Source organism: Salipiger sp. (genome assembly GCF_048261495.1).
Lineage (GTDB): Bacteria > Pseudomonadota > Alphaproteobacteria > Rhodobacterales > Rhodobacteraceae > Salipiger.
In genome coordinates this window covers 138366-162013 of record NZ_JBLXFX010000007.1, presented here as the reverse complement: position 1 = coordinate 162013, position 23648 = coordinate 138366, and the positions used below count along the sequence as shown (strand labels likewise).

The 23648-nt window shown below is 68.1% G+C and carries 26 protein-coding genes; 9 read left to right on the top strand and 17 right to left on the bottom strand.

Annotated elements, in window-relative coordinates; all coding sequences use genetic code 11:
• Positions 1-34: 34 nt before the first annotated feature.
• The 5 genes from ACN0RJ_RS15415 to ACN0RJ_RS15395 are packed head-to-tail and all read left to right on the top strand — an operon-like array spanning position 35 to position 5232.
• Positions 35-1579 (top strand): sugar ABC transporter ATP-binding protein, encoded by a 1545-nt coding sequence (locus ACN0RJ_RS15415; RefSeq protein ID WP_417724822.1) that lies wholly within the window; start codon positions 35-37, stop codon positions 1577-1579.
• Entirely contained in the window at positions 1576-2556 is a 981-nt protein-coding gene (locus ACN0RJ_RS15410; protein ID WP_417724821.1) for an ABC transporter permease, read from the top strand. Before ACN0RJ_RS15415 ends, ACN0RJ_RS15410 begins: the two co-directional genes overlap by 4 nt.
• Positions 2553-3560 carry an ABC transporter permease gene (locus ACN0RJ_RS15405; protein WP_417724820.1) on the top strand — a complete coding sequence of 336 codons (1008 nt, stop codon included), beginning with the start codon at positions 2553-2555 and terminating at the stop codon, positions 3558-3560. The genes ACN0RJ_RS15410 and ACN0RJ_RS15405 overlap by 4 nt, the downstream gene beginning before the upstream one ends.
• Positions 3560-3874 (top strand): L-rhamnose mutarotase, encoded by a 315-nt coding sequence (rhaM, locus tag ACN0RJ_RS15400; RefSeq protein ID WP_417719707.1) that lies wholly within the window; start codon positions 3560-3562, stop codon positions 3872-3874. Before ACN0RJ_RS15405 ends, rhaM begins: the two co-directional genes overlap by 1 nt.
• The gene (locus ACN0RJ_RS15395) at positions 3871-5232 is read left to right on the top strand and encodes an FGGY-family carbohydrate kinase (RefSeq protein WP_417724819.1); all 1362 of its coding nucleotides are present in this window, start codon (positions 3871-3873) and stop codon (positions 5230-5232) included. Before rhaM ends, ACN0RJ_RS15395 begins: the two co-directional genes overlap by 4 nt.
• Positions 5233-5239: 7 nt before the next feature.
• Here ACN0RJ_RS15395 and ACN0RJ_RS15390 read toward each other — a convergent pair whose 3' ends face one another.
• On the bottom strand, positions 5240-5551 hold the full coding sequence (locus ACN0RJ_RS15390; RefSeq protein ID WP_417719705.1) for a DUF6476 family protein: 312 nt from the start codon (positions 5549-5551) through the stop codon (positions 5240-5242).
• Here ACN0RJ_RS15390 and ACN0RJ_RS15385 point away from each other — a divergent pair.
• The 4 genes from ACN0RJ_RS15385 to phaR all read left to right on the top strand — a co-directional run bounded on the left by ACN0RJ_RS15385 (position 5550) and on the right by phaR (position 9457).
• Positions 5550-6581: an RluA family pseudouridine synthase gene (locus ACN0RJ_RS15385; RefSeq protein ID WP_417724818.1), complete on the top strand. Its 1032-nt coding sequence runs from the start codon at positions 5550-5552 to the stop codon at positions 6579-6581. The two genes, ACN0RJ_RS15390 and ACN0RJ_RS15385, sit on opposite strands and share 2 nt — an antisense overlap.
• Before the next feature lie 216 nt (positions 6582-6797).
• Positions 6798-7694, top strand: a complete 897-nt coding sequence (gene rpoH / locus ACN0RJ_RS15380; protein ID WP_417719703.1) for an RNA polymerase sigma factor RpoH — start codon at positions 6798-6800, stop codon at positions 7692-7694.
• Between the two features lie 105 nt (positions 7695-7799).
• A complete protein-coding gene (locus ACN0RJ_RS15375; RefSeq protein WP_417724817.1) occupies positions 7800-8774 on the top strand; it encodes a Gfo/Idh/MocA family protein in 975 nt (324 codons plus the stop codon).
• A gap of 128 nt (positions 8775-8902) precedes the next feature.
• Complete coding sequence (phaR, locus tag ACN0RJ_RS15370; RefSeq protein WP_417724816.1) at positions 8903-9457, top strand: polyhydroxyalkanoate synthesis repressor PhaR; 555 nt, start codon at positions 8903-8905, stop codon at positions 9455-9457.
• Between the two features lie 111 nt (positions 9458-9568).
• On the opposite strand, the gene ACN0RJ_RS15365 is transcribed toward phaR, so the two are convergent.
• From ACN0RJ_RS15365 to ACN0RJ_RS15290, 16 genes are all read right to left on the bottom strand, one after another.
• Complete coding sequence (locus ACN0RJ_RS15365) at positions 9569-10780, bottom strand: DegT/DnrJ/EryC1/StrS family aminotransferase (protein ID WP_417724815.1); 1212 nt, start codon at positions 10778-10780, stop codon at positions 9569-9571.
• Positions 10781-10896: 116 nt separating this feature from the next.
• On the bottom strand, positions 10897-12198 hold the full coding sequence (locus ACN0RJ_RS15360; protein WP_417724814.1) for an NAD(P)/FAD-dependent oxidoreductase: 1302 nt from the start codon (positions 12196-12198) through the stop codon (positions 10897-10899).
• Between the two features lie 91 nt (positions 12199-12289).
• The gene (locus ACN0RJ_RS15355) at positions 12290-13657 is read right to left on the bottom strand and encodes a glutamine synthetase family protein (protein ID WP_417724813.1); all 1368 of its coding nucleotides are present in this window, start codon (positions 13655-13657) and stop codon (positions 12290-12292) included.
• On the bottom strand, positions 13654-14337 hold the full coding sequence (locus ACN0RJ_RS15350) for a type 1 glutamine amidotransferase (RefSeq protein WP_417719697.1): 684 nt from the start codon (positions 14335-14337) through the stop codon (positions 13654-13656). The genes ACN0RJ_RS15355 and ACN0RJ_RS15350 overlap by 4 nt, the downstream gene beginning before the upstream one ends.
• Positions 14338-14409: 72 nt before the next feature.
• Positions 14410-15753 carry a glutamine synthetase family protein gene (locus ACN0RJ_RS15345; RefSeq protein WP_417719696.1) on the bottom strand — a complete coding sequence of 448 codons (1344 nt, stop codon included), beginning with the start codon at positions 15751-15753 and terminating at the stop codon, positions 14410-14412.
• Between the two features lie 96 nt (positions 15754-15849).
• Positions 15850-16029: a hypothetical protein gene (locus tag ACN0RJ_RS15340; protein ID WP_417719695.1), complete on the bottom strand. Its 180-nt coding sequence runs from the start codon at positions 16027-16029 to the stop codon at positions 15850-15852.
• 217 nt (positions 16030-16246) lie between these two features.
• Positions 16247-17053 (bottom strand): ABC transporter permease, encoded by an 807-nt coding sequence (locus tag ACN0RJ_RS15335; RefSeq protein WP_417724812.1) that lies wholly within the window; start codon positions 17051-17053, stop codon positions 16247-16249.
• Between the two features lie 109 nt (positions 17054-17162).
• On the bottom strand, positions 17163-18044 hold the full coding sequence (locus tag ACN0RJ_RS15330) for an ABC transporter permease (RefSeq protein WP_417719693.1): 882 nt from the start codon (positions 18042-18044) through the stop codon (positions 17163-17165).
• 73 nt (positions 18045-18117) lie between these two features.
• Entirely contained in the window at positions 18118-18849 is a 732-nt protein-coding gene (locus tag ACN0RJ_RS15325; protein WP_417724811.1) for a transporter substrate-binding domain-containing protein, read from the bottom strand.
• A 39-nt stretch (positions 18850-18888) separates the two neighbouring features.
• Complete coding sequence (locus ACN0RJ_RS15320) at positions 18889-19665, bottom strand: ABC transporter ATP-binding protein (RefSeq protein WP_417719691.1); 777 nt, start codon at positions 19663-19665, stop codon at positions 18889-18891.
• A 116-nt stretch (positions 19666-19781) separates the two neighbouring features.
• Complete coding sequence (locus ACN0RJ_RS15315; protein ID WP_417724810.1) at positions 19782-20513, bottom strand: phosphate/phosphite/phosphonate ABC transporter substrate-binding protein; 732 nt, start codon at positions 20511-20513, stop codon at positions 19782-19784.
• Positions 20510-20950 (bottom strand): TerB family tellurite resistance protein, encoded by a 441-nt coding sequence (locus ACN0RJ_RS15310; protein WP_417719689.1) that lies wholly within the window; start codon positions 20948-20950, stop codon positions 20510-20512. Before ACN0RJ_RS15310 ends, ACN0RJ_RS15315 begins: the two co-directional genes overlap by 4 nt.
• 39 nt (positions 20951-20989) lie before the next feature.
• Positions 20990-21433 (bottom strand): TerB family tellurite resistance protein, encoded by a 444-nt coding sequence (locus ACN0RJ_RS15305; RefSeq protein WP_417719688.1) that lies wholly within the window; start codon positions 21431-21433, stop codon positions 20990-20992.
• A 72-nt stretch (positions 21434-21505) separates the two neighbouring features.
• A complete protein-coding gene (locus tag ACN0RJ_RS15300) occupies positions 21506-21934 on the bottom strand; it encodes a hypothetical protein (protein WP_417724809.1) in 429 nt (142 codons plus the stop codon).
• A 163-nt stretch (positions 21935-22097) separates the two neighbouring features.
• The gene (locus ACN0RJ_RS15295) at positions 22098-22769 is read right to left on the bottom strand and encodes a hypothetical protein (protein ID WP_417724808.1); all 672 of its coding nucleotides are present in this window, start codon (positions 22767-22769) and stop codon (positions 22098-22100) included.
• A gap of 32 nt (positions 22770-22801) precedes the next feature.
• Complete coding sequence (locus ACN0RJ_RS15290; protein ID WP_417724807.1) at positions 22802-23590, bottom strand: 23S rRNA (adenine(2030)-N(6))-methyltransferase RlmJ; 789 nt, start codon at positions 23588-23590, stop codon at positions 22802-22804.
• Positions 23591-23648: the final 58 nt, after the last annotated feature.

The window sequence follows — 23648 nt, the reverse complement described above, 5'->3', positions numbered from 1 at the left end:
GGGCCCCCTGTCACCCCGCATCCCGGAGGCCGCGATGCAGCTCAGCCTCGACACCCGCCGACCGGCGGGCGCCAATGCCATGGCGGTTCCCGTCCTGACGCTCGACCGTATCACCAAGACCTTTCCGGGGGTGAAGGCGCTGTCCGAAGTGTCGCTCGATCTCTACCCGGGCCAGGTGACGGCGCTGGTGGGCGAGAACGGCGCGGGCAAGTCGACCATCGTCAAGACGCTCACCGGGATCTACCAGCCCGACGGCGGGTCCATCCTGCTCGACGGGGTGGCGCGGCAGTTTCCGACCGCGCAGCATGCGACCGACGCGGGCATCACCGCGATCCACCAGGAAACCGTGCTGTTCGACGAACTTTCGGTCGCCGAGAATATCTTCATCGGTCACGCGCCGCGCAGCCGGTTCGGCCTGATCGACTGGCCCGAAATGCGCCGCCGCGCCCGCGAGATCCTCGACCGGATCGAGGCCGACCTCGATCCCGACATGCCGCTGCACGAGCTCGGCATTGCCTCGCGCCACCTCGTCGCGATCGCCCGCGCGCTGTCGGTGGATGCCCGCGTGGTCATCATGGACGAACCCACCGCCGCCCTGTCCCACAAGGAGATCGAGGAGCTTTACGATCTTGTCGAACGGCTCAAGGCCGAAGGCCGGGCGATCCTGTTCATCAGCCACAAGTTCGACGAGATTTTCCGCATCGCCGACCGATACACCGTCTTTCGCGACGGCCAGCACGTCGGCTCCGGGCTGATTTCGGAGGTCGACGAGGCGGATCTCGTGCGGCTCATGGTCGGGCGCTCGGTCGACCAGATCTTTCCCGAGCGCGTGCACGCCGTCGGCGACGAGGTGCTCAAGGTGGTCGGATACGCCCATCCGACCGAGTTCGACGACATCGGCTTCACCCTGCGGCGGGGCGAGATCCTGGGATTTTACGGGCTGGTGGGGGCAGGGCGCTCCGAGGTGATGCAGGCGCTGTTCGGGGTGACGCGCCCCGCGAAGGGCGCGGTGCGGATCGACGGCAAGGTGCGGGTGATCCGCTCTCCCGCCGAGGCCATCGCCAACGGCATCGTCTACGTCCCCGAGGACCGCGGCAGGCAGGGCGCGGTGCTGGGCCTGCCGATCTTCCAGAACGTCACGCTGCCGTCGCTGTCGCGCACCTCGCGCAACGGCTTCCTGCGCCTTGCCGAGGAATTCGCGCTGGCGCGGGACTATACCGAACGGCTCGACCTGCGCGCCTCGGCGCTCGATCAGGATGTCGGCAACCTGTCGGGGGGCAACCAGCAGAAGGTGGTCATCGCCAAGTGGCTGGCCACGAAACCCAGGGTCATCATCCTCGACGAGCCGACCAAGGGCATCGACATCGGCTCCAAGGCCGCCGTGCATTCCTTCATGGCCGAACTCGCCGCCGAGGGACTGGCCGTCATCATGGTCAGCTCCGAGATCCCCGAGGTGCTGGGCATGTCGGACCGGGTCATCGTCATGCGCGAGGGGTTGATCGCCGCCGAACTGAGCGGGGACGACCTGACCCCTGAAACGCTGGTCCGCCACGCGGCCGGCATCGGAGAACCGGCATGAACGCCTTCCTGAAATCCCGCGAGGCGATCCTGATGGGCGCCATCGCCGTCCTTCTGGCGCTGATCGCCAGCCGCTTTCCGGGCTTCGTCACGCCGGGCAACCTCGCGCGGGTGTTCACCGACACCTCGCCGCTGATCCTTCTCGCGCTCGGGCAGACGGTGGTGATCCTGACGCGCTGCATCGACCTGTCGGTGGCCGCGAACCTCGCGCTGACCGGCATGGTCTGCGCCATGCTCAATGCCGCGGCCCCCGGGGTGCCGGTGGCGGTGATCCTGCTGCTGTCGCTGGCGCTCGGCGCGGCGATGGGGGCGGTCAACGGGCTGATGGTGTGGAAGCTCTCGATCCCGCCCATCGTGGTGACGCTGGGCACCATGACCATCTACCGCGGCATCATCTTCGTCATCTCCGGCGGCGAGTGGGTCAATGCACACGAGATGTCCGCCGCCTTCACCGGCTTTCCGCGCCTCGTCCTGCTCGGCCTGCCGATGCTGGCCTGGATCGCCATCGCGATGGTCGCGCTCTTCGTGCTGATGATCGCGCGGACCCCCACAGGGCGGGCCTTCTACGCGGTCGGGGGCAACCCCCATGCCGCCGTCTACACCGGGCTCGACGTGGGGCGGACGCAGTTCATCGCCTTCACCCTGTCGGGGATGCTCGCCGGGCTGACCGGCTACCTCTGGGTCGCGCGCTATTCGGTGGCCTATGTCGACATCGCCGGCGGATTCGAGCTCGACGTGGTCGCGGCCTGCGTGATCGGCGGCATCTCGATCGCCGGGGGCGCGGGCACCATCCTCGGCACGCTGCTCGGGGCGCTGTTCCTCGGCATCGTCAAGAACGCCCTGCCCGTGGTCGACATCTCGCCGTTCTGGCAGCTCGCCATCTCGGGCAGCGCGATCATCATCGCCGTGGCCTTCAACGCCCGCTCGGGCCGGGGCAAGGGCCGCATCATCCTCAAGCGCGCGGAGGGCCACGCATGAGCGACGCCACCCTGACCGATCCCGCCACGCCCCGGCGCCGCCTGCCGGACCGGCTTCAGTCTCGGTCGGCCCGGCTGCTGAAAAGCTGGGAGGTGCTGCTGCTGGGCGTGGCGGTGGCGATCTTCGTCGCCAACAGCCTTGCCTCGCCGTACTTCCTGAACGCCTGGAACCTCAGCGACGCCACCTTCAACTTCACCGAGAAGGCGATGATCGCCTTTGCCATGGCGCTGCTCATCATCTCGGGCGAAATCGACCTCTCCGTCGCCTCGATCATCGCGCTGGCCTCGACCGCGATGGGCTTTGCGGTGCAGATGGGGGCGGGGACACCCGAACTCGTGCTGATCGGCCTCGCGACCGGGCTGGCCTGCGGGGCGATCAACGGCGCGCTGGTCACCGGGCTTGGGTTGCCGTCCATCGTGGTGACCATCGGCACCATGAGCCTGTTCCGGGGCATCTCGTACATCGTGCTGGGGGACCAGGCCTTCCGCGGCTACCCGGCGGCCTTCAGTTACTTCGGGCAGGGCTACGTGGTCTGGGTGATCTCGTTTGAACTGGTGCTGTTCGCGGTGCTGGCGGTGCTCTACGGCATCCTGCTGCACCGCACCAATTTCGGCCGCATGGTCTATGCCATCGGCAACAACGCGACGGCGGCAACCTTTTCCGGTATCCGCGTCGGCAAGGTGAAATTCACCCTGTTCCTGCTCACGGGCCTCATGTCCGGCATCGCCGCGATCTGCCTGACCGCGCGGCTCGGCTCGACCCGGCCCTCCATCGGCACGGGCTGGGAACTCGAGGTCGTGACCATGGTCGTGCTCGGCGGCGTGTCGATCCTCGGCGGGTCGGGAACCATTCCCGGCGTGGTGATCGCCGCCTTCGTCATGGGCCTCGTGACCTTCGGCCTTGGCCTGCTGAACGTGCCGGGGATCGTCATGTCGATCTTCATCGGCCTGCTGCTGATCGGGGTAATCGCGCTGCCGCGGCTCTGGGCGATGTGGAGGCGGTGATGGAGACCTACGCCTTCCGGATGCGTCTGAACCCCGGCTGTGCCGGCGAATACCGTCGCCGCCACGACGCCATCTGGCCCGAACTCGTCGCGCTGCTCAGGGACGCGGGCGTGTCGGACTACTCCATCCACCTGGACGAAGAGACCAACCTGCTGTTCGGCGTGCTCCGGCGACCGCCGGATCACCGCATGGACGATCTGCCCGGCCAGGCGGTCATGCAGCGGTGGTGGGCCCACATGGCCGACCTCATGGAGACCCGCGCCGACAACGAACCCGTCGCGGTGCCGCTCGTGCCGATGTTCCACATGCCATGAGCCGCGTCGCCGTCATCGACATCGGCAAGACCAATGCCAAGGTCGCCGTGGTCGACACCGCCACCATGGCCGAGGTCGGGGTGCTGACGCGGCCCAACACCGTGCGCCCCGGTCCGCCCTATCCGCATTTCGACGTCGCGGGGATCCGGACCTTCCTGCTCGACGCGCTGGCGCGGCTTCATGCCGAGCACCCGGTCGACGCGGTCAGCGTGACCACGCACGGGGCCTCGGCGGTGCTGCTGGACGGCGACGGCGGGCTGGCCTGCCCGATGCTGGACTACGAACACACCGGGCCGGATGCGCTGGCCGCCGTCTATGACGCGCTGCGCCCGGATTTCGCGCTGACCGGTTCGCCACGCCTGGCGATGGGGCTGAACCTCGGGGCGCAATTGCACTGGCTGCTGGAAACGCAGGCCGGGCTGGCGTCGCGACTGGCGCAGGTGGTGACCTATCCGCAGTTCTGGTCGGGGCAGCTTGGCGGGGTCTACGGCTGCGAATACACCTCGCTCGGCTGTCACACGGATCTCTGGCTGCCGCGCGAGGGGCGGTTCAGCGCGCTGGTCGACGGGCTGGGGCTGTCGGGCCGGATGGCGCCGCTGGCGCGGGCCGCCGACCGCGCGGGGGTGATCCTGCCCGAGATCGCGCGGCGGACGGGCCTCGATCCCGCGACGCCGGTCCATTCCGGGCTGCACGATTCCAATGCCTCGCTCCTGCCGCATCTCCTGACGCAGGAGGCGCCGTTTTCGGTGGTGTCGACGGGAACCTGGGTGATTTCCATGGCGGTCGGGGGGGAGGCGCGTCCCCTCGATCCGGCGCGGGACACGCTGATGAACGTCAACGCGCATGGCGGGGCGACACCATCGGCGCGGTTCATGGGCGGGCGCGAATACGAACGCCTGCGCGGCGAAACCGCGCCGCCCGACGCAGCGGACATCGCCCGCGTCCTGCGCGAGCGGTTGTTCCTGCTTCCCTCGGTCGAGACCGCCTCCGGCCCCTTTCCGGGGCGCGGCGGCGGGTGGAGCGATCCCGCCATGACGGCGGGCGAGAAGTCCGCGGCGCTGTCCTTCTACCTCGGGCTGATGACCGCCGAGTGCCTGTCGCTGATCGGCGCGCGCGGCCGCACGGTGGTCGAGGGGCCATTCGGCGGCAACCGGCTGTTCCTCGACATGCTGGCCGCAGCGACGGGGAGGGCGGTCGCCTGTTCGGCCTCGGCCACGGGCACCAGCGCCGGGGCGGCGCTGCTGGCCGATCCGCAGGGCGCGGTGCCGCCGCCGCGCGATCACCCGCGCGGGGACGAGGCGGCACAGGCCGCCCACGCCGCCTATGCCACGGACTGGCGGCAGCGCGCCCGCGCCTGAGCGCGGCTCAGCGCGCCGGTTCGATGCGCAGCGTCTGGCGCAGCTTGCCGGTGGAGCGGTCGAAGATCAGGATCTCGTCCGCCTCCGTCACCACGGCGTACCAGTCCGCCCCCTGGGTATAGGCGGTGGCCGTCGCGCCGTCGGGCAGGGTGATGACCTCGGGCAAAGGCGTGCGGGTCGTCGTGTAGCGGATGACAACCAGCGTCAGGATCGCTAGAAGCCCCAAAATCATCAATGCCGTGAGCACCGTCACCAGGATCCGCAGAAAGCGGAGGTTGGCCGGTTCCGGCAGGTCTTCGGGATCTGGAGTCTGGGACATGGACACTCCTTTGCGAGTCACCATCGGGGTAGCCCCGCCGCCGCGCCTTGACAAGGCGCTGGCGCGGGATGTGCCGGACGAGGCCGCCCTGTCGCGGACCCGCCTGTCCCGGCTGATCGCCGAGGGAGCGGTGCGGCGCGGCGACGAGATCCTGACCGATCCCAAGGCCAGGGTGGCCGAGGGCGACGTGATCGACATCCTCGTTCCCGAAGCCGAGGACAGCCACATCGGCCCCGAGGACATCCCTCTGGAAATCGTCTGGGAGGATGCCGACCTGGTGGTGGTGAACAAGCCTGCGGGCATGGTGGTGCATCCCGCGCCCGGAACCCCGACGGGCACGCTGGTGAACGCCCTGCTGCACCACTTCGGAGGCGCCCTCTCCGGTGTCGGCGGCTCCAGGAGGCCCGGCATCGTGCACCGCATCGACAAGGATACCTCGGGCCTGCTGGTGGTGGCGAAATCGGACCGCGCGCATCACGGCCTCGCCGCCCAGTTCGAGGCGCACAGCGCCGAGCGTGCCTACATGGCCGTGGTCAACGGCGTGCCCGATCCGGGCGATCCGCGCCTGCGCGGCATCCGGGGCGTGTCGATGGAACCCGGCTCGGTGATCCGCATCCAGTCGGGGCTGGGGCGGCACAGGACCGACCGGCAGCGGCAGGCGGTCTCCTTCGACGGGCAGGGGCGCCATGCCGTCACCCGGGCCCGCGTTCTCGAAACCTTCGGCACACCGCCGGCGCTGGCGCTGGTGGAATGCCGTCTGGAAACCGGACGCACCCACCAGATCCGCGTCCACATGGCCCACGCCGGGCACGGGCTCGTGGGCGATCCGACCTATGGCGGACGGCGCAAGCTGCCGGCCTCGGCGCTCGGTGCGCCGGCGATGGCGGCGGTTGCGGGCTTCGACAGGCAGGCGCTGCACGCGGCGCTGCTGGGTTTCGACCATCCCGTCACCGACGAACACCTGACCTTCGACGCCCCGCTTCCCGACGACATGAGCGCACTGTTGGCGGCCCTGCGTGGCACTTCCTGACCCATCTGCACAATGGACGTGCGGATTTCCCCACCTGAAACCGCGCATCGCTCACCGTATATTCCCATTGACGTGAAGACGTGGAAATGTCGGCCCCCTGCGACGGAAACCCGCGTTAACATCGTATCAACATAGAAGCGTGCAGACGCTTGAAACGTGGACGGTGCGCTCCCATATGGGATGTTAAGCTCCGTAACATTGGAGGAAACAGGGCAAGTGAGCAATTATGCAAATCTCCCGGCGCCGACGCCGGAAGCCGGTCTCAGCCGCTACCTTTCGGAAATCCGGAAGTTTCCGCTGCTCGAACCGGAAGAAGAATACATGCTGGCCAAGCGTTGGGTCGAAGACCAGGACGCCGAATCCGCGCACAAGATGGTGACAAGCCACCTGCGCCTCGCGGCCAAGATCGCCATGGGCTACCGCGGCTACGGCCTGCCGCAGGCCGAGGTGATTTCCGAAGCCAACGTCGGCCTGATGCAGGCGGTCAAGCGGTTCGACCCCGAAAAGGGCTTCCGCCTCGCCACCTACGCGATGTGGTGGATCCGTGCCTCGATCCAGGAATACATCCTGCGGTCCTGGTCGCTGGTGAAGCTGGGCACGACCTCGGCGCAGAAGAAGCTGTTCTTCAATCTGCGCAAGGCCAAGAACCGCATCGGCGCGCTGGAAGAGGGCGACCTGCGTCCCGAGCACGTGGAACGCATCGCCAACGACCTCGGCGTGACCCATGACGAGGTGATCTCGATGAACCGCCGGCTGTCGGGGGGCGATGCGTCGCTCAACGCCACGGTGGGCAGCGAGGGCGAAGGCACCATGCAGTGGCAGGACTGGCTGGAGGACGAAGACGCCGACCAGGCCGCCGACTATGCCGAGCGCAACGAGATGGAAGCGCGCCGCGAATTGCTGATGCAGGCGATGGACGTTCTGAACGACCGCGAGAAGGACATTCTCACCCAGCGCCGCCTCGCCGAACAGGCCGTGACGCTCGAGGATCTGTCGTCGGTCTACAACGTCAGCCGCGAGCGCATCCGCCAGATCGAGGTGCGCGCCTTCGAGAAGCTGCAGAAGCGCATGCGCGATCTCGCCGCCGAGCAGGGCATGGTCGTACCGGCCTGATCGCCCTTCGTGAAACGTCGCAGACGCCCGCCATTCGGCGGGCGTTCTGCTTGCACCCGGGCCGGTTGGCGCTAACGTCGCCCCGAACGAACAAGGGAGCCGACAATGGCAGATCACATCCGGTGGGGCGTCCTCGGCGCGTCCAACTTCGCACGCAACCACATGGCGCCCGCGATCCACGCGGCGCGGGGCGGGGCCTTTGCCGCGCTGGCAACCTCCAGCCCCGACAAGGCGGCGGGCTTTGCCGCCTTCGCGCCCGGCATCCGGGTGCACGACAGCTACGACGCGATGCTCGCGGACCCCGAGATCGACGCGGTCTACATCCCGCTGCCCAATGCCCTGCACGTCGAATGGTCGATCCGCGCGGCGGAGGCGGGCAAGCACGTGCTGTGCGAAAAGCCCATCGCCATGAAGGCCGACGAGTTCGACCGCCTCATCGAGGCCCGCGACCGCACCGGCAAGCTCATCGCCGAGGCCTGGATGGTCGCCCATCACCCGCAGATGGCCAAGGCCCGTGAACTGCTGCAGGAGGGCGCGATCGGCAAGCTGGTGCGGGTCGATTCCACCCACACCTTCTTCAACGCCGACCTCGACAACATCCGCAACAAGCCCGATGCCGGCGGCGGCGCGCTGCCCGACATCGGCATCTATGCCTTCGGCTCGATCCGTCTCATCACCGGGCAGGAACCGGGCGAGATCCTGGCCGCGAAGATCGACTGGCAGAACGGCATCGACGCCTCGGCGCATGTCATGGCGCAGTTTCCGGACTTCCTCTACACCGGCCGCGTCTCGATGCGCGCCGCGCCCTGGCAGGAGATCGTGCTGCACGGCGAGACCGGCGTGATGCGCCTGCCGGTGCCGTTCAACGTCCAGGTCTTCGGCGAGGCCCGGCTGGAGCTGCACGGCCCCGGACTCGAGATCCGCGAATGGCGCTGGCCCGCCGCAAACCACTACGTTCTGCAGGTCGAAGCCTTCAACGCCACCGTGAAAGGCGAGGCGGACTACCCGCTGCCGCTTGAATTCGGGCGCGGCACGCAGGATTTCGTCGACCGCATCTATGCCGCGTCGCCGCAGGGCTGAGCGTGGAAAATGCTGCGCAGCGAAAACCGCCTTCGCTGCGCGCAAACATCGGTCACATCTAGTGCTTTTCTTTTTTTCTGCGCTCGCATAGGCTTTGCTGCAACGCTGCATGATTGGGAGATGGAGAGTTGGCAGACACGGAAAAACCACTGCTGATCAAGCGCTACGCCAGCCGCCGGCTCTACAACACCGAGACCAGCGATTATGTGACGCTTGAGGATATTGCCGGCTTCATCCGGGACGGGCGCGAGGTCCAGATCGTCGACCTCAAATCCGGGGACGATCTGACCCGGCAGTACCTGTTGCAGATCGTCGCCGAACACGAAAGCCGCGGCGAAAGCATGCTGCCGATCAACGTGCTCAACGATCTGGTGCGCAGCTACACGACGCAGGCAACCTCGGTCGTGCCGCAGTTCCTTGCGGCCAGCTTCGAGATGTTCCGCGACAGCCAGAGCAAGTGGGCCGAGAGCATGTCGCAGATGAACCCCATAGCCAAGATCCCGGCGTTCGAGGCGATGCAGGCCCAGCAGGAGGCCTTCCTCAAGGCGGTGACCAGCGGCATTCCGGCGAAATGGCCGGTGTCGGACAAACCCGCCCCCGAGGATGACGAGGAAGAAGACCTCGACGCGATCAAGAAGCAGCTCGCAGCACTTCAGAAAAAACTCTCCCGCATGGAGAAGTGACCTCGGCCGACCGGGGGGCGACGCCCGGTCGATGCGGCGCGCTCGAGACGCTCCGGCAGAAACGGAAAGAGGCGCCGCGGCGCCTCTTGTCGTTTCGCGCGTTGCCGTGGATCAGGTGCCGTAGGCGCGCAGCGGTCCCATGACATCCTCGGCGGCCTGCACCAGCACATCCGCCAGCAGCGCGCAGTCCTCCAGCGTCAGCCGGGCGGGCAGGCGGGTGTCGCAGGCGCATTCCAGCATGGCGCGGGTCGCGGGCAGATCCGGCATCTCGGGCAGGAATTCCCAGTTCCAGTAGGCGCGAGCGTTGTCGGTGGACAGGCCGAAGATCTGCACCTTCACGCCGCCGGCCGCCGCCGCATCGGCAAAGGCCGCCATCTCCGTCCGGTCCATCCCGACGAGGTTGAACTGCAGCGAATCCGGCGCCCGCTGTTCCGGGGGCAGCTTTGCCGGAACGTCGATCCACGGGCTTTCGGCCAGGCGCGCCGCGACGAAATCGTGGTTGCGCAGCCCGTCCCGCACCCGCCGTGCGACATGCGGCAACTGCGGGCGGATGATCGCCGCCGACAGGTTCGACATGCGGAGATTGTAGAGCGGCAGCTTGTTCTGCCAGCGGGCAAAGGCCGCCTCCAGTGCGCCGGTGTTGTCGCCGCGCTGCGTGTGCTTCTTCCATGTGTGCTCGTAGGCGCCCGACAGGATGACCGCCCGCGCCACGATCTCCGGATCGTCGGTGATCAGCACGCCGCCCTCGCCGGCATTGACCAGCTTGTAGCTCTGGAAGGAAAAGCAGCCGATCCGCCCGATGGTGCCGATGTTGCGCCCCGCCCAGCGGGTGCCCAGCGAATGCGCCGCGTCCTCGATCACCGGCAGGCCGCGCGCGTCGCACAGCGCCATGATCGCGTCCATGTCCGAGGTATGCCCGCGCATGTGACTGATGAGCACCGCCTGCACCCCGTCGAGCTTTGCCTCGAAATCGGCCATGTCGATGCGGTAGTTCATGCCCACTTCGCAGAGCACCGGCACGCAATCGGCGTGAATCACCGCGGACGGGACGGCGGCAAAGGTGAAGCCGGGAATCAGCACCCGCGCGTCGCGCGGCAGGTCCAGCGCCTTCAGCGACAGGAACAGCGCCGCCGAGCAGCTCGACACGGCCAGGGCGTAGCGGCTTCCCAGAAGCTCCGCGAATTCCCGCTCCAGCAGGGTGACGGGGGCATCCTCCGGCGCGGTGTAGCGGAACAGATCCCCCGATTGAAGCAGGCGGTCGATCTCGGCCCGTGCCTCTTCGGGGATGGGTTCGGCGTCATGCATGTTGGGCAACGTGGCCATCTTTCGATTTCCCGAATGTTGTCTTCGGGAAAGCTTAAACACCGATCATGTAACAGCCAAGCGAAAATCCCGCGTGACGGGACGTCGCAGCGCGCAGAATATGGTGTTTCGGGCGCTCAGATGCCGAGTTTGTCGCGCAACGCGTACCAGCTCATCGCCAGGGCGAGCAGGGGGCTGCGCAATCCCGCGCCGCCGGGGAAGGCCGGGGTGGGAAGTGCCGCCATGGCGTCGAAGCCCGCGGACTGCCCGCGCACCGCCTCGGCCAGCAGGCGCCCGGCATGAACGGCCGTGCCGACCCCGTGCCCCGAATAGCCCGAGGCCGACAGCAGGTTCGGCCCCAGCCGGGCCAGCAGCGGAAGGCGCTTCATGGTGATCGCCAGCGTGCCGCCCCAGGCATGCTCCAGGCGCACGTCCGCCAGCGAGGGAAAGACCTTCAGCATCGGCTTGCGCACGGTGGCGCGGATGTCCGACGGAAAGCGGTAGCCGTAGCTCTCGCCGCCGCCGAACAGCAGGCGGCCGTCGTGCGAGAGCCGGAAATAGTTCACCACGAACTTCGAATCCGCCACCGCGATGTCGCGGGTCAGCACCTCGGCGGTGCGCGCGCCCAGCGGTTCGGTCGCCACGATGAAGTTGTTGATCGGCATCACCCGTCGCGCCACCTGCGGCTGCAGGCCGCCGAGATAGCCGTTGGCGGCAAGGATCACGTGATCCGCCCGCACCGACCCGCTCTCGCAGCGCACCACGCCGCCCGCGCCTGCGGACAGCTCCAGCACCAGCGAGCGTTCGAAGATCCGCGCCCCGGCCGCCGCCGCCGCCGCCGCCAGCCCCTGCGCCAGCCGCAGCGGATGCAGATGCGCGGCACCCATGTCGATCACGCCGCCGGCGTAGTCGGGCGACGGGCAGACCTCGCGAAAGGCCTCCCGGTCCAGCGCCTCGATCCCGTAGCCATAATGCTCGCCCATGTGCCGGGCATAGGCATGAAGATCCGCGACCTCGCTCTGCGAGGAGCCGCACCAGGCGACGCCGGGCCGCAGGTGGCAATCGATCCCGTGCCGCGAGATCAGGTCCCGCACCAGCGTCTTCGCCTCTTCCCCGAGATCCCAGAGATGGCGCGCCGGCCCGGCCCCGACCAGCTTTTCCAGCGACGGCTGGTCGACCCGCTGCCCCGACCCCATCTGCCCGCCGTTCCGCCCGGAGGCGCCGAAGCCCACGCGATGCGCTTCGACCAGCACTACGTCCAGCCCCGCCTCGGCCAGGTGCAGCGCCGCCGACAGGCCGGTGTAGCCGCCCCCGACGACACAGACATCGGCGCGCATCTCGCCCTTCAGCACCGGGAAGGGCGCCAGGTCCGACGCCGTGGCCGCGTACCAGCTCTCGGGATAGCTCCCGCGTCGATCGTTGCTGAACAGCAGGTTCATCGCCTCTCCCCGCGTCTTCTTCTGGCCGGAAATATCCCGGGGTGAATGCGGCGCAGCCGCAGAGGGGCCGGCCCCTCCCTTCTGCCGTGCCTCACACGTTCAGCAGCAGATGCTCCCGCTCCCAGGGCGAGATCACGCCCAGGAATTCCTCGTATTCCGCCCGTTTCACGATGGAATAGACCCGCGCGAATTCCGGTCCCAGCACCTCGTGCAGGGCCGGGGCCTCGTCGAAGAGGTCCAGCGCCTGGCCCAGCACGCGCGGGATGTCGCCTTCGCCCTCGTAGGCATCGCCGCGGAACTGCTTGGAGGGACGGCGCTCCTCCATCAGCCCGAGATAGCCGCAGGCGAGCGAGGCCGCGATCCCGAGGTAGGGATTGCAATCCATACCCGCCAGCCGGTTCTCGACCCGGCGCGCCTCGGCGCTGGACAGCGGGATGCGGATGCCGGTGGTGCGGTTGTCGCGCCCCCATTCGAGGTTGATCGGCGCGGCGCTGCCCGGCACGTAGCGCCGGTAGCTGTTGACGTAGGGCGCCAGCACCGCGATGGCGGCGGGAAGATGCGCCTGCAGGCCGCCGATGAAGTTGAAGAAGGCGTCGGTCTCGCCCCCGGCGGGCCCGGAGAATATGTTGCGCCCGGTTTCCACGTCCATCACCGAGTGGTGGATGTGCATGGCGCTTCCCGGCTCGCCCGCGATCGGCTTGGCCATGAAGGTGGCAAAGCAGTCGTGGCGCAGCGCCGCCTCGCGGATGAGCCGCTTGAAATAGAAGATCTCGTCCGCCAGCTTCACCGGATCGCCGTGCAGCAGGTTGATCTCGAGCTGCCCGGCGCCGCCTTCCTGGGTGATGCCGTCGATCTCGAACCCCTGCGCCTCGGCGAAATCGTAGATGTCGTCGATCACCGGCCCGAATTCGTCCACCGCCGTCATCGAATAGGCCTGCCGCGCCGCCGCCGGACGTCCCGAACGGCCCATCATCGGCTGGATCTCCTTGGCCGGGTCGAGGTTGCGGGCGACGATGTAGAACTCCATCTCAGGCGCCACCACGGGCACCCAGCCCTGGTCGGCATAGAGCTTCACCACCCGCTTCAGCACGTTGCGCGGCGCGTAGGAGATCGGCACCCCCTTGCGGTCGAAGGCGTCGTGGATCACCTGCAGCGTCCAGTCCGCCGTCCAGGGCGCGGCGGTAGCGGTGGCCATGTCGGGGCGCAGGATCATGTCGCGTTCGATGAAGCCTTCCTCGCCCGCGGCCTCGCCCCATTCCCCGGTGATCGTCTGGTAGAAGATCGACTCCGGCAGGTGGAAATAGGCCTGTCGCGCGAATTTCGACGCCGGCACCGCCTTGCCGCGCGCGATGCCGGGCAGGTCGGCAACGATGCACTCCACCTCGTCCAGCCGCCGCCCTTCGAGATAGGCCAGTGCCGAGGCCGGAAGCCCCGCGGTCCAGTCGGTCGTCTCGCTCATGCGATGGTCCTTTCCCGGAAGAAGCGTGCGAACTGGTCGGCCAGTGCCGCGCTGTCGAGCGGCGTCCCGAGCTTGCCGGAGGCCTCGTCGAGCTGTCCCTGCGGCACCACGCCGGGGCCGCGCGTTTCGATCAGCGCGCGGGTGAAGGTGTCGTCGAATTCCGGATGCGGCTGCACCGTGTAGGCGTGGCCGGGATAGTGCAGCGCGGCATAGCGGCAGCCCTCGCTCTCGGCGACGACCTCCGCACCCTGCGGGGCTTCGACGACCTGGTCCTGATGCCAGGCGTTGATCGTGCGCACCCCGTCGGCGAAACGGTAGGGGGTCGGCCCGACCTTCCAGCCGCCCGCGAACTTCTCGACCCTGCCGCCGAGCGCCTGCGCGATGACCTGGTGGCCGAAGCACACCCCGACCAGCGGCTTGCCCGCGGCGTAGATCGCGCGCACCAGCTCTTCCAGCGGCGGCAGCCAGTCGTGATCCTCGTAGACCCCGTGCCGCGAGCCGGTGATGAGCCAGCCGTCGGCCGCCTCCGGCCCCTCGGGAAAGGCGCCCTTGACCACCGGGTAGGTTTCGAAGGTAAAGCCGCGACCGTCGAGCAGGCGCGCGAACATGTCGGGATACTCCCCGACGGTCTCCGCCATGCCTTCGGGCACGAGGCCGGTCTGCAGGATGCCGATTTTCATGAAACACCGAATGTTTGGATCGCCCGGAGCCTAGTCCCGCACGCCCCGGGCGGCAAGGGGGGCATGGGGCGCTCAGACCGTGTCGAGATAGATTTCCACCTGTTCCTGCGGCGACAGCTCGGCCATGAAATGGGATTCCTGGCGCTTGGTCAGCAGCAGGTTGCGGATCAGTTCCTCGGGCAGGATGCGGGGAATGATGGTGCTGGACTCGAAGGCGTCCATGGCGGCCTCCCAGTCGCCGGGGATGGTCGGCAGCTCCTGCGCATAGGCGTTGCCGGTGATCGGGGCGGGGGGCTCTGCCGCGTCCTCGATCCCGGTCAGCGCCGCGCCGAGGATGGTGGCGATCAGCAGGTATGGGTTCACGTCGCCCCCCGCCACGCGATGTTCGATCCGCCGCGCCGCCGGTGCGCCCGAGGGCACGCGGATCGCGGCGGTGCGGTTTTCGTAGCCCCAGCAGATGCCGACCGGGGCGTGGTTCTCGGGGATCAGCCGTTCGTAGGAATTGAGATGCGGCGCAAAGATCAGCGTGCTGTCGTGCATCCCGTTCATGCAGCCCGCCACCGCATGACGAAGCGCGTCGGTGCCCTTGGGGCCGCCGTCGTCGAAGATGTTGGTGCCCTCGGCGTCCAGCACCGAGAAATGCATGTGCATCCCCGAACCAGCGTAATCCTCGTAGGGTTTCGCCATGAACGAGGCCGCGAAGCCGTGCCGCCGCGCCATGCCGCGCACCAGAAGCTTGAACAGCCAGGCATCGTCGGCGGCGCGCAGGGCGTCGTCCTGGTGCATGAGGTTGATCTCGAACTGTCCCAGCCCCGCCTCGGAAATCGCGGTATCGGCGGGAATGTCCATCTCCTCGCAGGCGTCGTAGAGATCGGTGAAGAAGCTGTCGAACTGGTCCAGCGCCCGGATCGACAGCACCTCGGCCGCCTTGCGCCGCTTGCCCGACCGCGGCGACACCGGCACCTGCAGTGTCTTGCCGCTGTCGTCGATCAGGAAGAACTCCAGCTCCAGCGCCACCACGGGCGTCAGCCCCCGCGCCTTGTAGCGCTTGAGAACCGCGCTCAGCGCGTGGCGGGGATCGCCGTCATAGGGTTTGCCGGTCTCGTGGAACATCCAGATCGGCAGCAGCGCGCTCGGCGCTTCCAGCCAGGGCATCGGGACGAAGCCGCGCGCGGTGGGTTTCAGCACCCCGTCCCGGTCGCCGGATTCGAAGACCAGCGGGCTGTCGTCGATATCCTCCCCCCAGATGTCGAGGTTCAGCGCCGAGAACGGAAACCGCGTGCCGTCCTCGACCACCTTGTGGGCAAAGCGCGCGGGCACGCGCTTGCCGCGCGGCTGACCGTTGAGATCGCAGGCGGCCACGCGGATCGTCCGCACGGCGGGGTTCTTGCGCAGCCAGTTTTTCGTATCGCTCATCTGGGAAACCGATATGTCCGGAATTTGATCAAATGACAGGGTAGCCGGGCGCGGGTAGACTGGCAAGCGCCACCTTTCCGGGGAAAAGGGCGCGGCTCAGCGCAGCAGCGCGGCGATCAGCTCGACCGGAAGCAGGGCGGCGAACAGAACCGCGCCGAACAAGGCCGAGCGGCGCAGACGGGTCTGTTCGTAATAGGTCGGGATCAGGCGCATGGCGTTGTAGACGCAGGAGGCGATGGCAACGCGCAACACGAGAAGGAACAGGGCGCCTGCCATGACGTGACCCTCCGGCCGATCCGCTTTCCCCCCTTGCTCGTGTCCGGACGCGGGCTTTGCCAGGGGCCTCGGCCCGCGCCGGACACCCCGAGCAGAGCATCCCGCGCGGCGGGCGCCCAGAATATTCGCGCGTCCGGCAGGGGAACGCCCGGCGAGGCGCGAAAATTTGGGCAGGCCGCGGCGAAGTGGTCAAAATCCCGGCGCCGCCGGAACGGCGTTAGCGCACGAGGTTGGGCCGGATGCGCAGGCGTGCCCGCCGCTCCTGCGGCAGGTGCCGGTTCAGCGCGCGGTTGATCGCGCCGAACACCCCGATGATGCAGAGCGTCAGGAGGATGAAGAAACAGGCCAGGATCGGGTAGGGAATGAAGGGGTTGAAGGTCTTGTCGGCAAAGTAGTTGGCGTAATAGAGCGCATCCCCCCGCTGCTGCCAGGCCGGAAAGCCGGAAAAGAACACCAGGGTCGTGGCGTGGAACAGAAAGATCGCCTCGTTGGTATAGGCCGGCCAGGCCAGCCGCAGCATGGTCGGCCAGATCACCCTGCGAAAGCGCGGCCAGCCCGCGAAGCCGTAGGCATCCGCCGCCTCCACATCCCCCCTCGGCACCGACAGGAGCGCGCCGTAGAAGATCTCTCCGGAATAGGCGGCGGTGTTGAAGAACAGCACGATCAGCGCCCCGAGCCAGGCCGAACTGAAGGCATCGAACACCGGCGAGACCGATTTCAGCGACAGGAACAGGAAGTAGGCAAAGAAGAACTGGATGAACAGCGGCGAGCCGCGGAACAGGAAGATGAACCACTCCGCCGCCTTGCGCAGAACCGTCACCTTCGAGGCCTTCCCGAGCGCCAGCGCGGTGGCGAGGAAGAACCCCGACAGCAGGCTCAGCACCCCGAAATAGATGTTCCAGATCATCCCCGAGCCGATCAGCACGACCTGCTGGCAGAGGGTGAAATCCTGCCGCGGCAACAGCCGCTCTCCGATCCCGAGCGATCGCAGCCCGTAATCCGCGAGGGTCTCCCAGCAACTCACCTCGGCCCCGTCCTTCCTGCCACCGGCCTCTTCTGGCCCGAAATATCCCGGGGGAGTCCGCCGACGGCGGACGGGGGCAGCGCCCCCACGCGACGCTGATCGCCCCGCGTCATCCCGCCTTCCTCTGGGCTTCGCCGCCCATGGTCGCCTGGCCGCGGGTCAGCCGCGCCATTATCCGCCCCAGCGCCAGTTCCGACAACCGGGTGAAGAGCAGGTAGAACACCAGCAGCGCCCCGAAATACCACACCCGCCAGTCGCCGTGCGGATAGTCGGTGAACCGCGTGGTCTTGGACCCGCCGAGTTCGCGCGCCCAGTAGACGATGTCCTCGACCCCGAGCAGGAACAGCAGCGGCGTGGCCTTGATGAGCACCATCCACAGGTTCGACAGCCCCGGCAGCGCATAGACCCACATCTGCGGCACGAGGATGCGCCAGAAGCACTGGCGCCGGCTCATGCCGTAGGCCTCGGCGGTCTCCATCTGCGCGCGCGGCACCGCGCGCATCGCGCCGTAGAGCACATTGGCCGCGAAGGCGCCGAAGACGATGGCAAAGGTCAGCACCGCCAGCGAGAAGCCGTAGGTCTCGTGCACCCATTGCGGGGCGGTCGACAGCGGCAGCTTGGCCTGGGCGCAGACCACGAAATCGTTGCCCTGCCGGATCGGCTGATCCCAGTCCGGACATTTCCATTCGTGCCTGAGCCATTCGAAGAACTGGTCGAGCGCGATCACGAAGAACAGGAAGAAGGCGATGTCGGGCACGCCGCGCACGATGGCGATGTAGCCCTTTCCGAACCAGGCCAGCGGCGCCACGTGCGAGCGCGCCGCCATCGCGCCGCCGAAACCGAAGGCCAGCGCCACCGGCGCGGTGATCGCCAGCAGCAGCAGAACCGTGCCCACCGAGACGTAGATCGACAGGTGCTTGCCCGTGGTCAGGTAGCAGAGCAGCCAGGACAGCCCTTCGAGCTGGGAGGGATCGGCGCAGGAGGCGAACATCGGACCTCATCGGCTGGGAAGGGCGGGGGGCGCGGACGCGCCGCATCCCCCGCAAAGGGTCGGAACGGCCGCCTCAGAAGGGGGCGCCGATTTCCCACTTCTCGATCAGCGCGTTCAGCGACCCGTCGTCCTTCATGGACTGGATGGCCGCGTCGAACTTGGCCTTGAGCTCGCCGTCGCTCTCGCGGATGCCGAGGCCCACGCCGCCGCCGATCAGCTCTTCCTGGTCGAGCATGACGAGATCGCCGCCCTCGTCCGAGATCGGCTTCAGGAAGGACTTGTCGGCCAGCACCGCGTCGGCCTCGCCGCCGCGCACCGCCGCGATGGTCTCGTCGGGGGTGGCGAATTCGACCAGCGTCGCGCCGCTTTCGGCCACGAAGGAGGCCTGGATGGTCCCGGTCTGTGCCGCGATCACCGCCGAGCCGAGGTCGAGCCCCTCGTTCCCGGTCATCACCAGATAGGCCGAAGGATCGGGCTGGGTGTAGTTCTGGGTGAAGTCGATCACCTCGTCGCGCTCGTCGGTGATCGACATGCCGGCGATGATGGTGTCGTAGTTGCCCGACACGAGGTTCGGGATGATCGAATCCCAGTCGTTCGTCACCCATTCGCAGCTGAGTTCGGCGCGCTTGCACAGCTCGTCGCCCAGCTCGCGTTCGAAGCCGTCGACCTCGCCCGCGTCATTGATGAAGTTGTACGGAGGATAGGCGCCCTCGGTGCCCATGCGCACGGTCTGCATGTGGCTGGCCGCCATCGCCATCGAGGCCGAAAAGGCCAGCGCTGCGGTCCCCAGAAGGATCTTTTTCATCGTGTTGCTCCCTTGGTTGGTCGTGCCCCGCGTGTTTCCTCACGCGTGGGTGGTGGATTTCAGGAACCCCCGGAGGCGTTCCGATTCGGGTGCGCCGAACAGCCTGTCCGGCGGGCCCTGTTCCTCGATCAGGCCCTGGTGCAGGAACACCACGTGATCGCTCACGTCGCTGGCCATCTTCATGTCGTGGGTCACGATCATCATCGTGCGCCCCTCGGAGGCGAGATCCTTGATGACCTTCACCACCTCCTGTTCCAGTTCCGGATCGAGCGCCGAGGTCGGCTCGTCGAAGAGCAGCGCCTCGGGTTCCATGCAGAGCGCGCGGGCGATGGCGGCGCGCTGCTGCTGGCCGCCCGAAAGCTGCGCCGGCCAGGCGTCGGCCTTGTCGCCGATGCCCACCTTGTCGAGATAGCGGCGCGCGGCGGCCTCGACCTCGTCCCGCGGACGGCCGAGCACGGTCAGCGGGGCTTCCATGACGTTCTGCAGGATGGTCATGTGGGCCCAGAGGTTGAACTGCTGGAACACCATCGACAGGTTGGTGCGGATGCGCAGCACCTGCTTGGCGTCCGCCGGGCGGCGGTGATGGCCGCTGCCCTTCCAGTGCACGGGCTCGCCCTTGAACAGGATGTCGCCCTGCTGGCTGTCCTCGAGCAGGTTGCAGCACCGCAGCAGGGTGGACTTGCCGGACCCGGACGAGCCGATGAGCGAAACCACGTCGCCGCGACGGGCGGTGATGCTGACCCCCTTGAGCACTTCGAGGCTGCCGTAGGCCTTGTGCAATCCTCGGATGTCGATGACGGGGGGTGTCTCGGTCAAGCCTCACCTTTCGGGCCGTTTGCGCTGTTCAGGCCGCAGGATGGGCGCAAATGCCGCCATATTGCAATCCGCAAAACGCGGGTTTTCGCCGCGTCAATGAGCAGATGCCCGGCGTTTCAGCGTGCGGGCGGGGTCGGAAGCGAGAGGATCGCGGCCGCCGGCATCTCCACCACGTCGCGCAGGCCGAGGGCGGCGCGGGTCGCCGGGGGAAGGTCTCCGAGGGCGGCGCGCATGGCGGCGCGGATCCCGGCGGGGTCTTCGCGCGGGCCGGTGATGTAGGGCGTCGCGGGGCTGGCCGCGGTGGTGGCGACGGCGCGCAGCTCCGCCGCGTCGGGATCGAAGGCGCGGATGCCGCGCAGGCTGTGGGCGTCGATGCAGGCGAGGTCGGCCTCGCCCCGCGCCACCATCCGGGCCGATGCGATGTGCCCGCCGCTTTCCGCCGTGATGTTCGGCGTGGCGCCGCGCGCCGCCGCCAGGGCCCAGAGCGCGCCGTAACCCGACTGGCTGTGCCCCTGGTTGATGACCACGCGCGCCGCGAGCAGCGAGTCGAGATCGCGGGGATCGTCCCGCCGCGCCACGAGAACGGAGTTGTAATATCCAGGCGGACAGTCATCGAGGCCGTAATCCGGGCAGCCGACGAGTTGCGCCCGGCCCTGCAGCCCGAGCCGCCAGGGCAGGTTGCAGGTCTGCGACAGCAGCAGGTCCCCGGCGCACCAGACCTCTTGCAGCCCGCGCGTGCGATCGAGCGTCTCGGGGCCGCGCCCGAGCCGCGCGCGGATCGCCTGCCAGAAGGCATCATTCGCGGCCTGTGCTTCGGGCCGGTCGTACATGGGAAGGGCGGCGATCACCGCAGCGATTCGGCCCGCTGGCGCGCCAGCGCCGAGTCGACGTCGTTCACGCCCAGCAGGTTCGATACGAGGCGCAGCAGCGCATCCTCGTCCGCATCGCGCACGCCGTCCGCCAGAACCACCTGCCACAGCGCCTCGACCACGCCGATGCGGTGTTCGTAATCCACCGCATCCTTGATGGCGCGGGTAAAGCGCACGGTATCGGGCGCCTCGGCCTCGAGCGCCTCGGCCTCGGAGCGCAGCTTCACCACCTCGAAGGGCGACAGGCCGTAGCGCGCCGCCACGATGCGGTCGATGCGGTCGCGCTCTTCGGCGTCATAGTGTTCGTCGGCGCGCGCCACGCGGACGAGCAGGGCGGTCAGCGCCAGCCGTGCGTCGGCATCCGGAAACGGGCGGTCCTGAGGCTGGGTCAGGCGTTTTATGAAATCAGCGAACATGACACGGATATAGCGTGCCCTGCGGGAGGTGCAATCGTGTCAGGGCATCACGGCTTCGGCACGGGCCGCTTCGGAATCCCGCGTCGACAGGCCGAGCTTGTCCTCCACCAGGTCCACCAGCGCCGCCTCGCGTTCGTCGGTCAGCCCGTCCGACAGCGCGACCTTCCAGAGCGCCACCACCGTGTCGCGGCGATGCTCGAAGTCGACCGACTCGCGGATCAGCTGTGCCATTCGGTCGATGTCGGGAGCTTCGAAGGCGATGCGTTCGCATTCCGCCCGCATCCGCGCGGCGTCGATGGGGCCCAACCCGTGGGCCTCTTCCAGGATGCGGTCGATCTCGGCCACCTCCTCGAACAGGTAGGCGCCGTCGACCAGCGCCATCCGCACCAGAAGCGCGCCGAGCGCATGCTGCGCGTCGAGCGCGGGCAGGGGGGATTTCGGCGGGTCGGAGAGGTGGAAGAAGCGCTTCAGCCGTTCGAACATGCATGCCTCGTGTCGGGGAATCGGGACGGGCGATCCGTCCGGGTGGCGGGAATGGGGAAGGGGACGGGCGGTTCAGGCAAACCGGTGCGGTTCCACAAGATCCTGTTCGCGAATGCCCAGCGTCGCCTCGGCCAGCGCCAGCAGCGCCGCGCCGTCCGGCCCGCCGACCTGGCCGCTGCGCACCGCCTCCCGGAGGCAGAGCGCGAGCGCAAGGCGATCGCCGTAGGCCACCGCGCCCTGCAGGACCAGCGCCAGGCGCTGCGTGTCCGGCGCGTGCCGCTCCAGCCATTCGCAGGTCAGCCGCATCTCGGCCGCCTCGCGCGCCGTCAGGTGATGGTGGTGGGACAGGATCATGTCGAGCACGCGGGGATCGGACAGCATGGCGCAGAGCCCGGAGCGTGCCGCGCGCACCAGCACGACACCCAGCACCATCGGCACGTCGCCGGGGTCGAGCTGCGAGGCTTCGGGCGCCTCCAGCCAGAATCTCAGGCTGCGGGCCACGACGCGATGCCCCGTGCCGTTTGCGGACGTTTAGCGGCCCTCATCCTGACCTCCCGACCCTGTGCGATGTTCCCCGTCGTGGGGGAAAGTCTGGAACAGGTTGCCCCGTCACGCAATGGCGCTCGAGGTATTGTTTGTGACGGAGGCCGGATTCCGCGCCGCCTCAGCCCCGGGTGCGGGCGGACCCGAGGCGGCCCATCAGCTCTTCGAACAGGAACTGCAGGTTGTCGATCCCGAGCCCCTCGGGATCCTGGTTTTCGACGGAAAAGCCGGCGATGTCGGGGACGAGGCCCTGCCGCACCACGTGGATCGTGCCGGTGTCGCGGTCCACGTGGCGCACCATGCGCAGGATCGGCGCGCCGTCGCGGCGGTAGAAGCTGAAGGTGACGGTGCCGCCCTCGCCGCCGCGCACGTCCAGCGCAAGCGCGGGCTGATCCTCGTCGAACAGCACCGCGATGGCGCCTTCGCCGACCGCGCCCGCATCGGGAAAGCCCTTCGGCCCCATGCCCTGCACGATATTGTCGCCCCAGAGGTTCAGCGTCCCGAGATTGGCTCCCGCCGCCCCGGCGACCAGCGTCAGCGGCGCGGTGGGCCGCCCTGACAGCCGGTCGTGCCCGGTCGAAATCTCGACCCCCTGACCGAGGAAATGCTCGCCGAACTGCACCCCGTCGCCGACCACCAGCCCGTCGAGGTTGCGCCCGATGCCGTAGCTGCTCGGCAGGTCCGAGAAATCCACCCGCCGGGTGAAACGCAGCGAACCCTCCGGGACCTCGCAGATCGGGTCCTCGCAGGCGAGCGCCGGGGTGGCGCACAGGATCAGGGCAAGCCAGCGCATGCCCGCAGGATACACCGGGAGCGGGTCCGGGCTCAGGGTTTTTTCGTACCGCCCCGAAGCCGGTCCGACAGGCGGCGCGCTTCTTCTTCCAATCCCCAGGGCGGGTTGATGACGAACATGCCCGTCCCGATCATGCGGTGCCCGTCGCGGATCGGCGGAAAGCGGATTTCGTGGCGCAAGGCGTCCGGGTGGGCCGCCTCCAGCCGTTCCAGCATAGGCGCATGCAGGTCCGAGGTCAGGATCGGATACCAGAGGCAGAGGATGCCGACGTTCCACTTCTTCGCGATGCCGTCGAGCACGCCGGGCACGCTGGCGTAATCCTCCTTCACCTCCCAGGAGGGGTCGATCAGCAGCAGGCCCCGGCGCGGCTCGGGCGGGCAGAGGCTCGACGCCATCTCGAACCCGTCCTGCTTGCGGATCGTGACCGTCTTTCCCGCCATCGCCTGCACCAGCGCCGCATGTTCCTGGGGGTGAAGCTCGGCCAGGCTAAGGCGGTCGGCGGGCCGCAGCAGCGTCGCCGCGATGAGCGGAGAGCCGGGATAGGCCGTCGCGCCATGCACCGCGCGCACCCGGGCCAGCGCCTTCCGGTAGGGATGGTCCGCCGGCAGTCGGGCCTCCAGCGCCAGCACGCCCTTTTCCGCCTCGCCGGTCTTGCGTGCCTCCGCCGAGCCCAGATCGTACAACCCCCGCCCGGCATGGGTTTCCAGGTAGGACAGCGGCTTGTCCTTCCGGGTCAGGTAGTCGAGCATCCACGCCAGCAGCGCGTGCTTCTGAAGATCGGCCAGGTTTCCGGCGTGATAGGCGTGTTGATAGGACAGCATGGCAGCGGGGTAGGGTGCGGCGGCGAGACGTGCAAGCGAAACCGGCAATCGATGACCT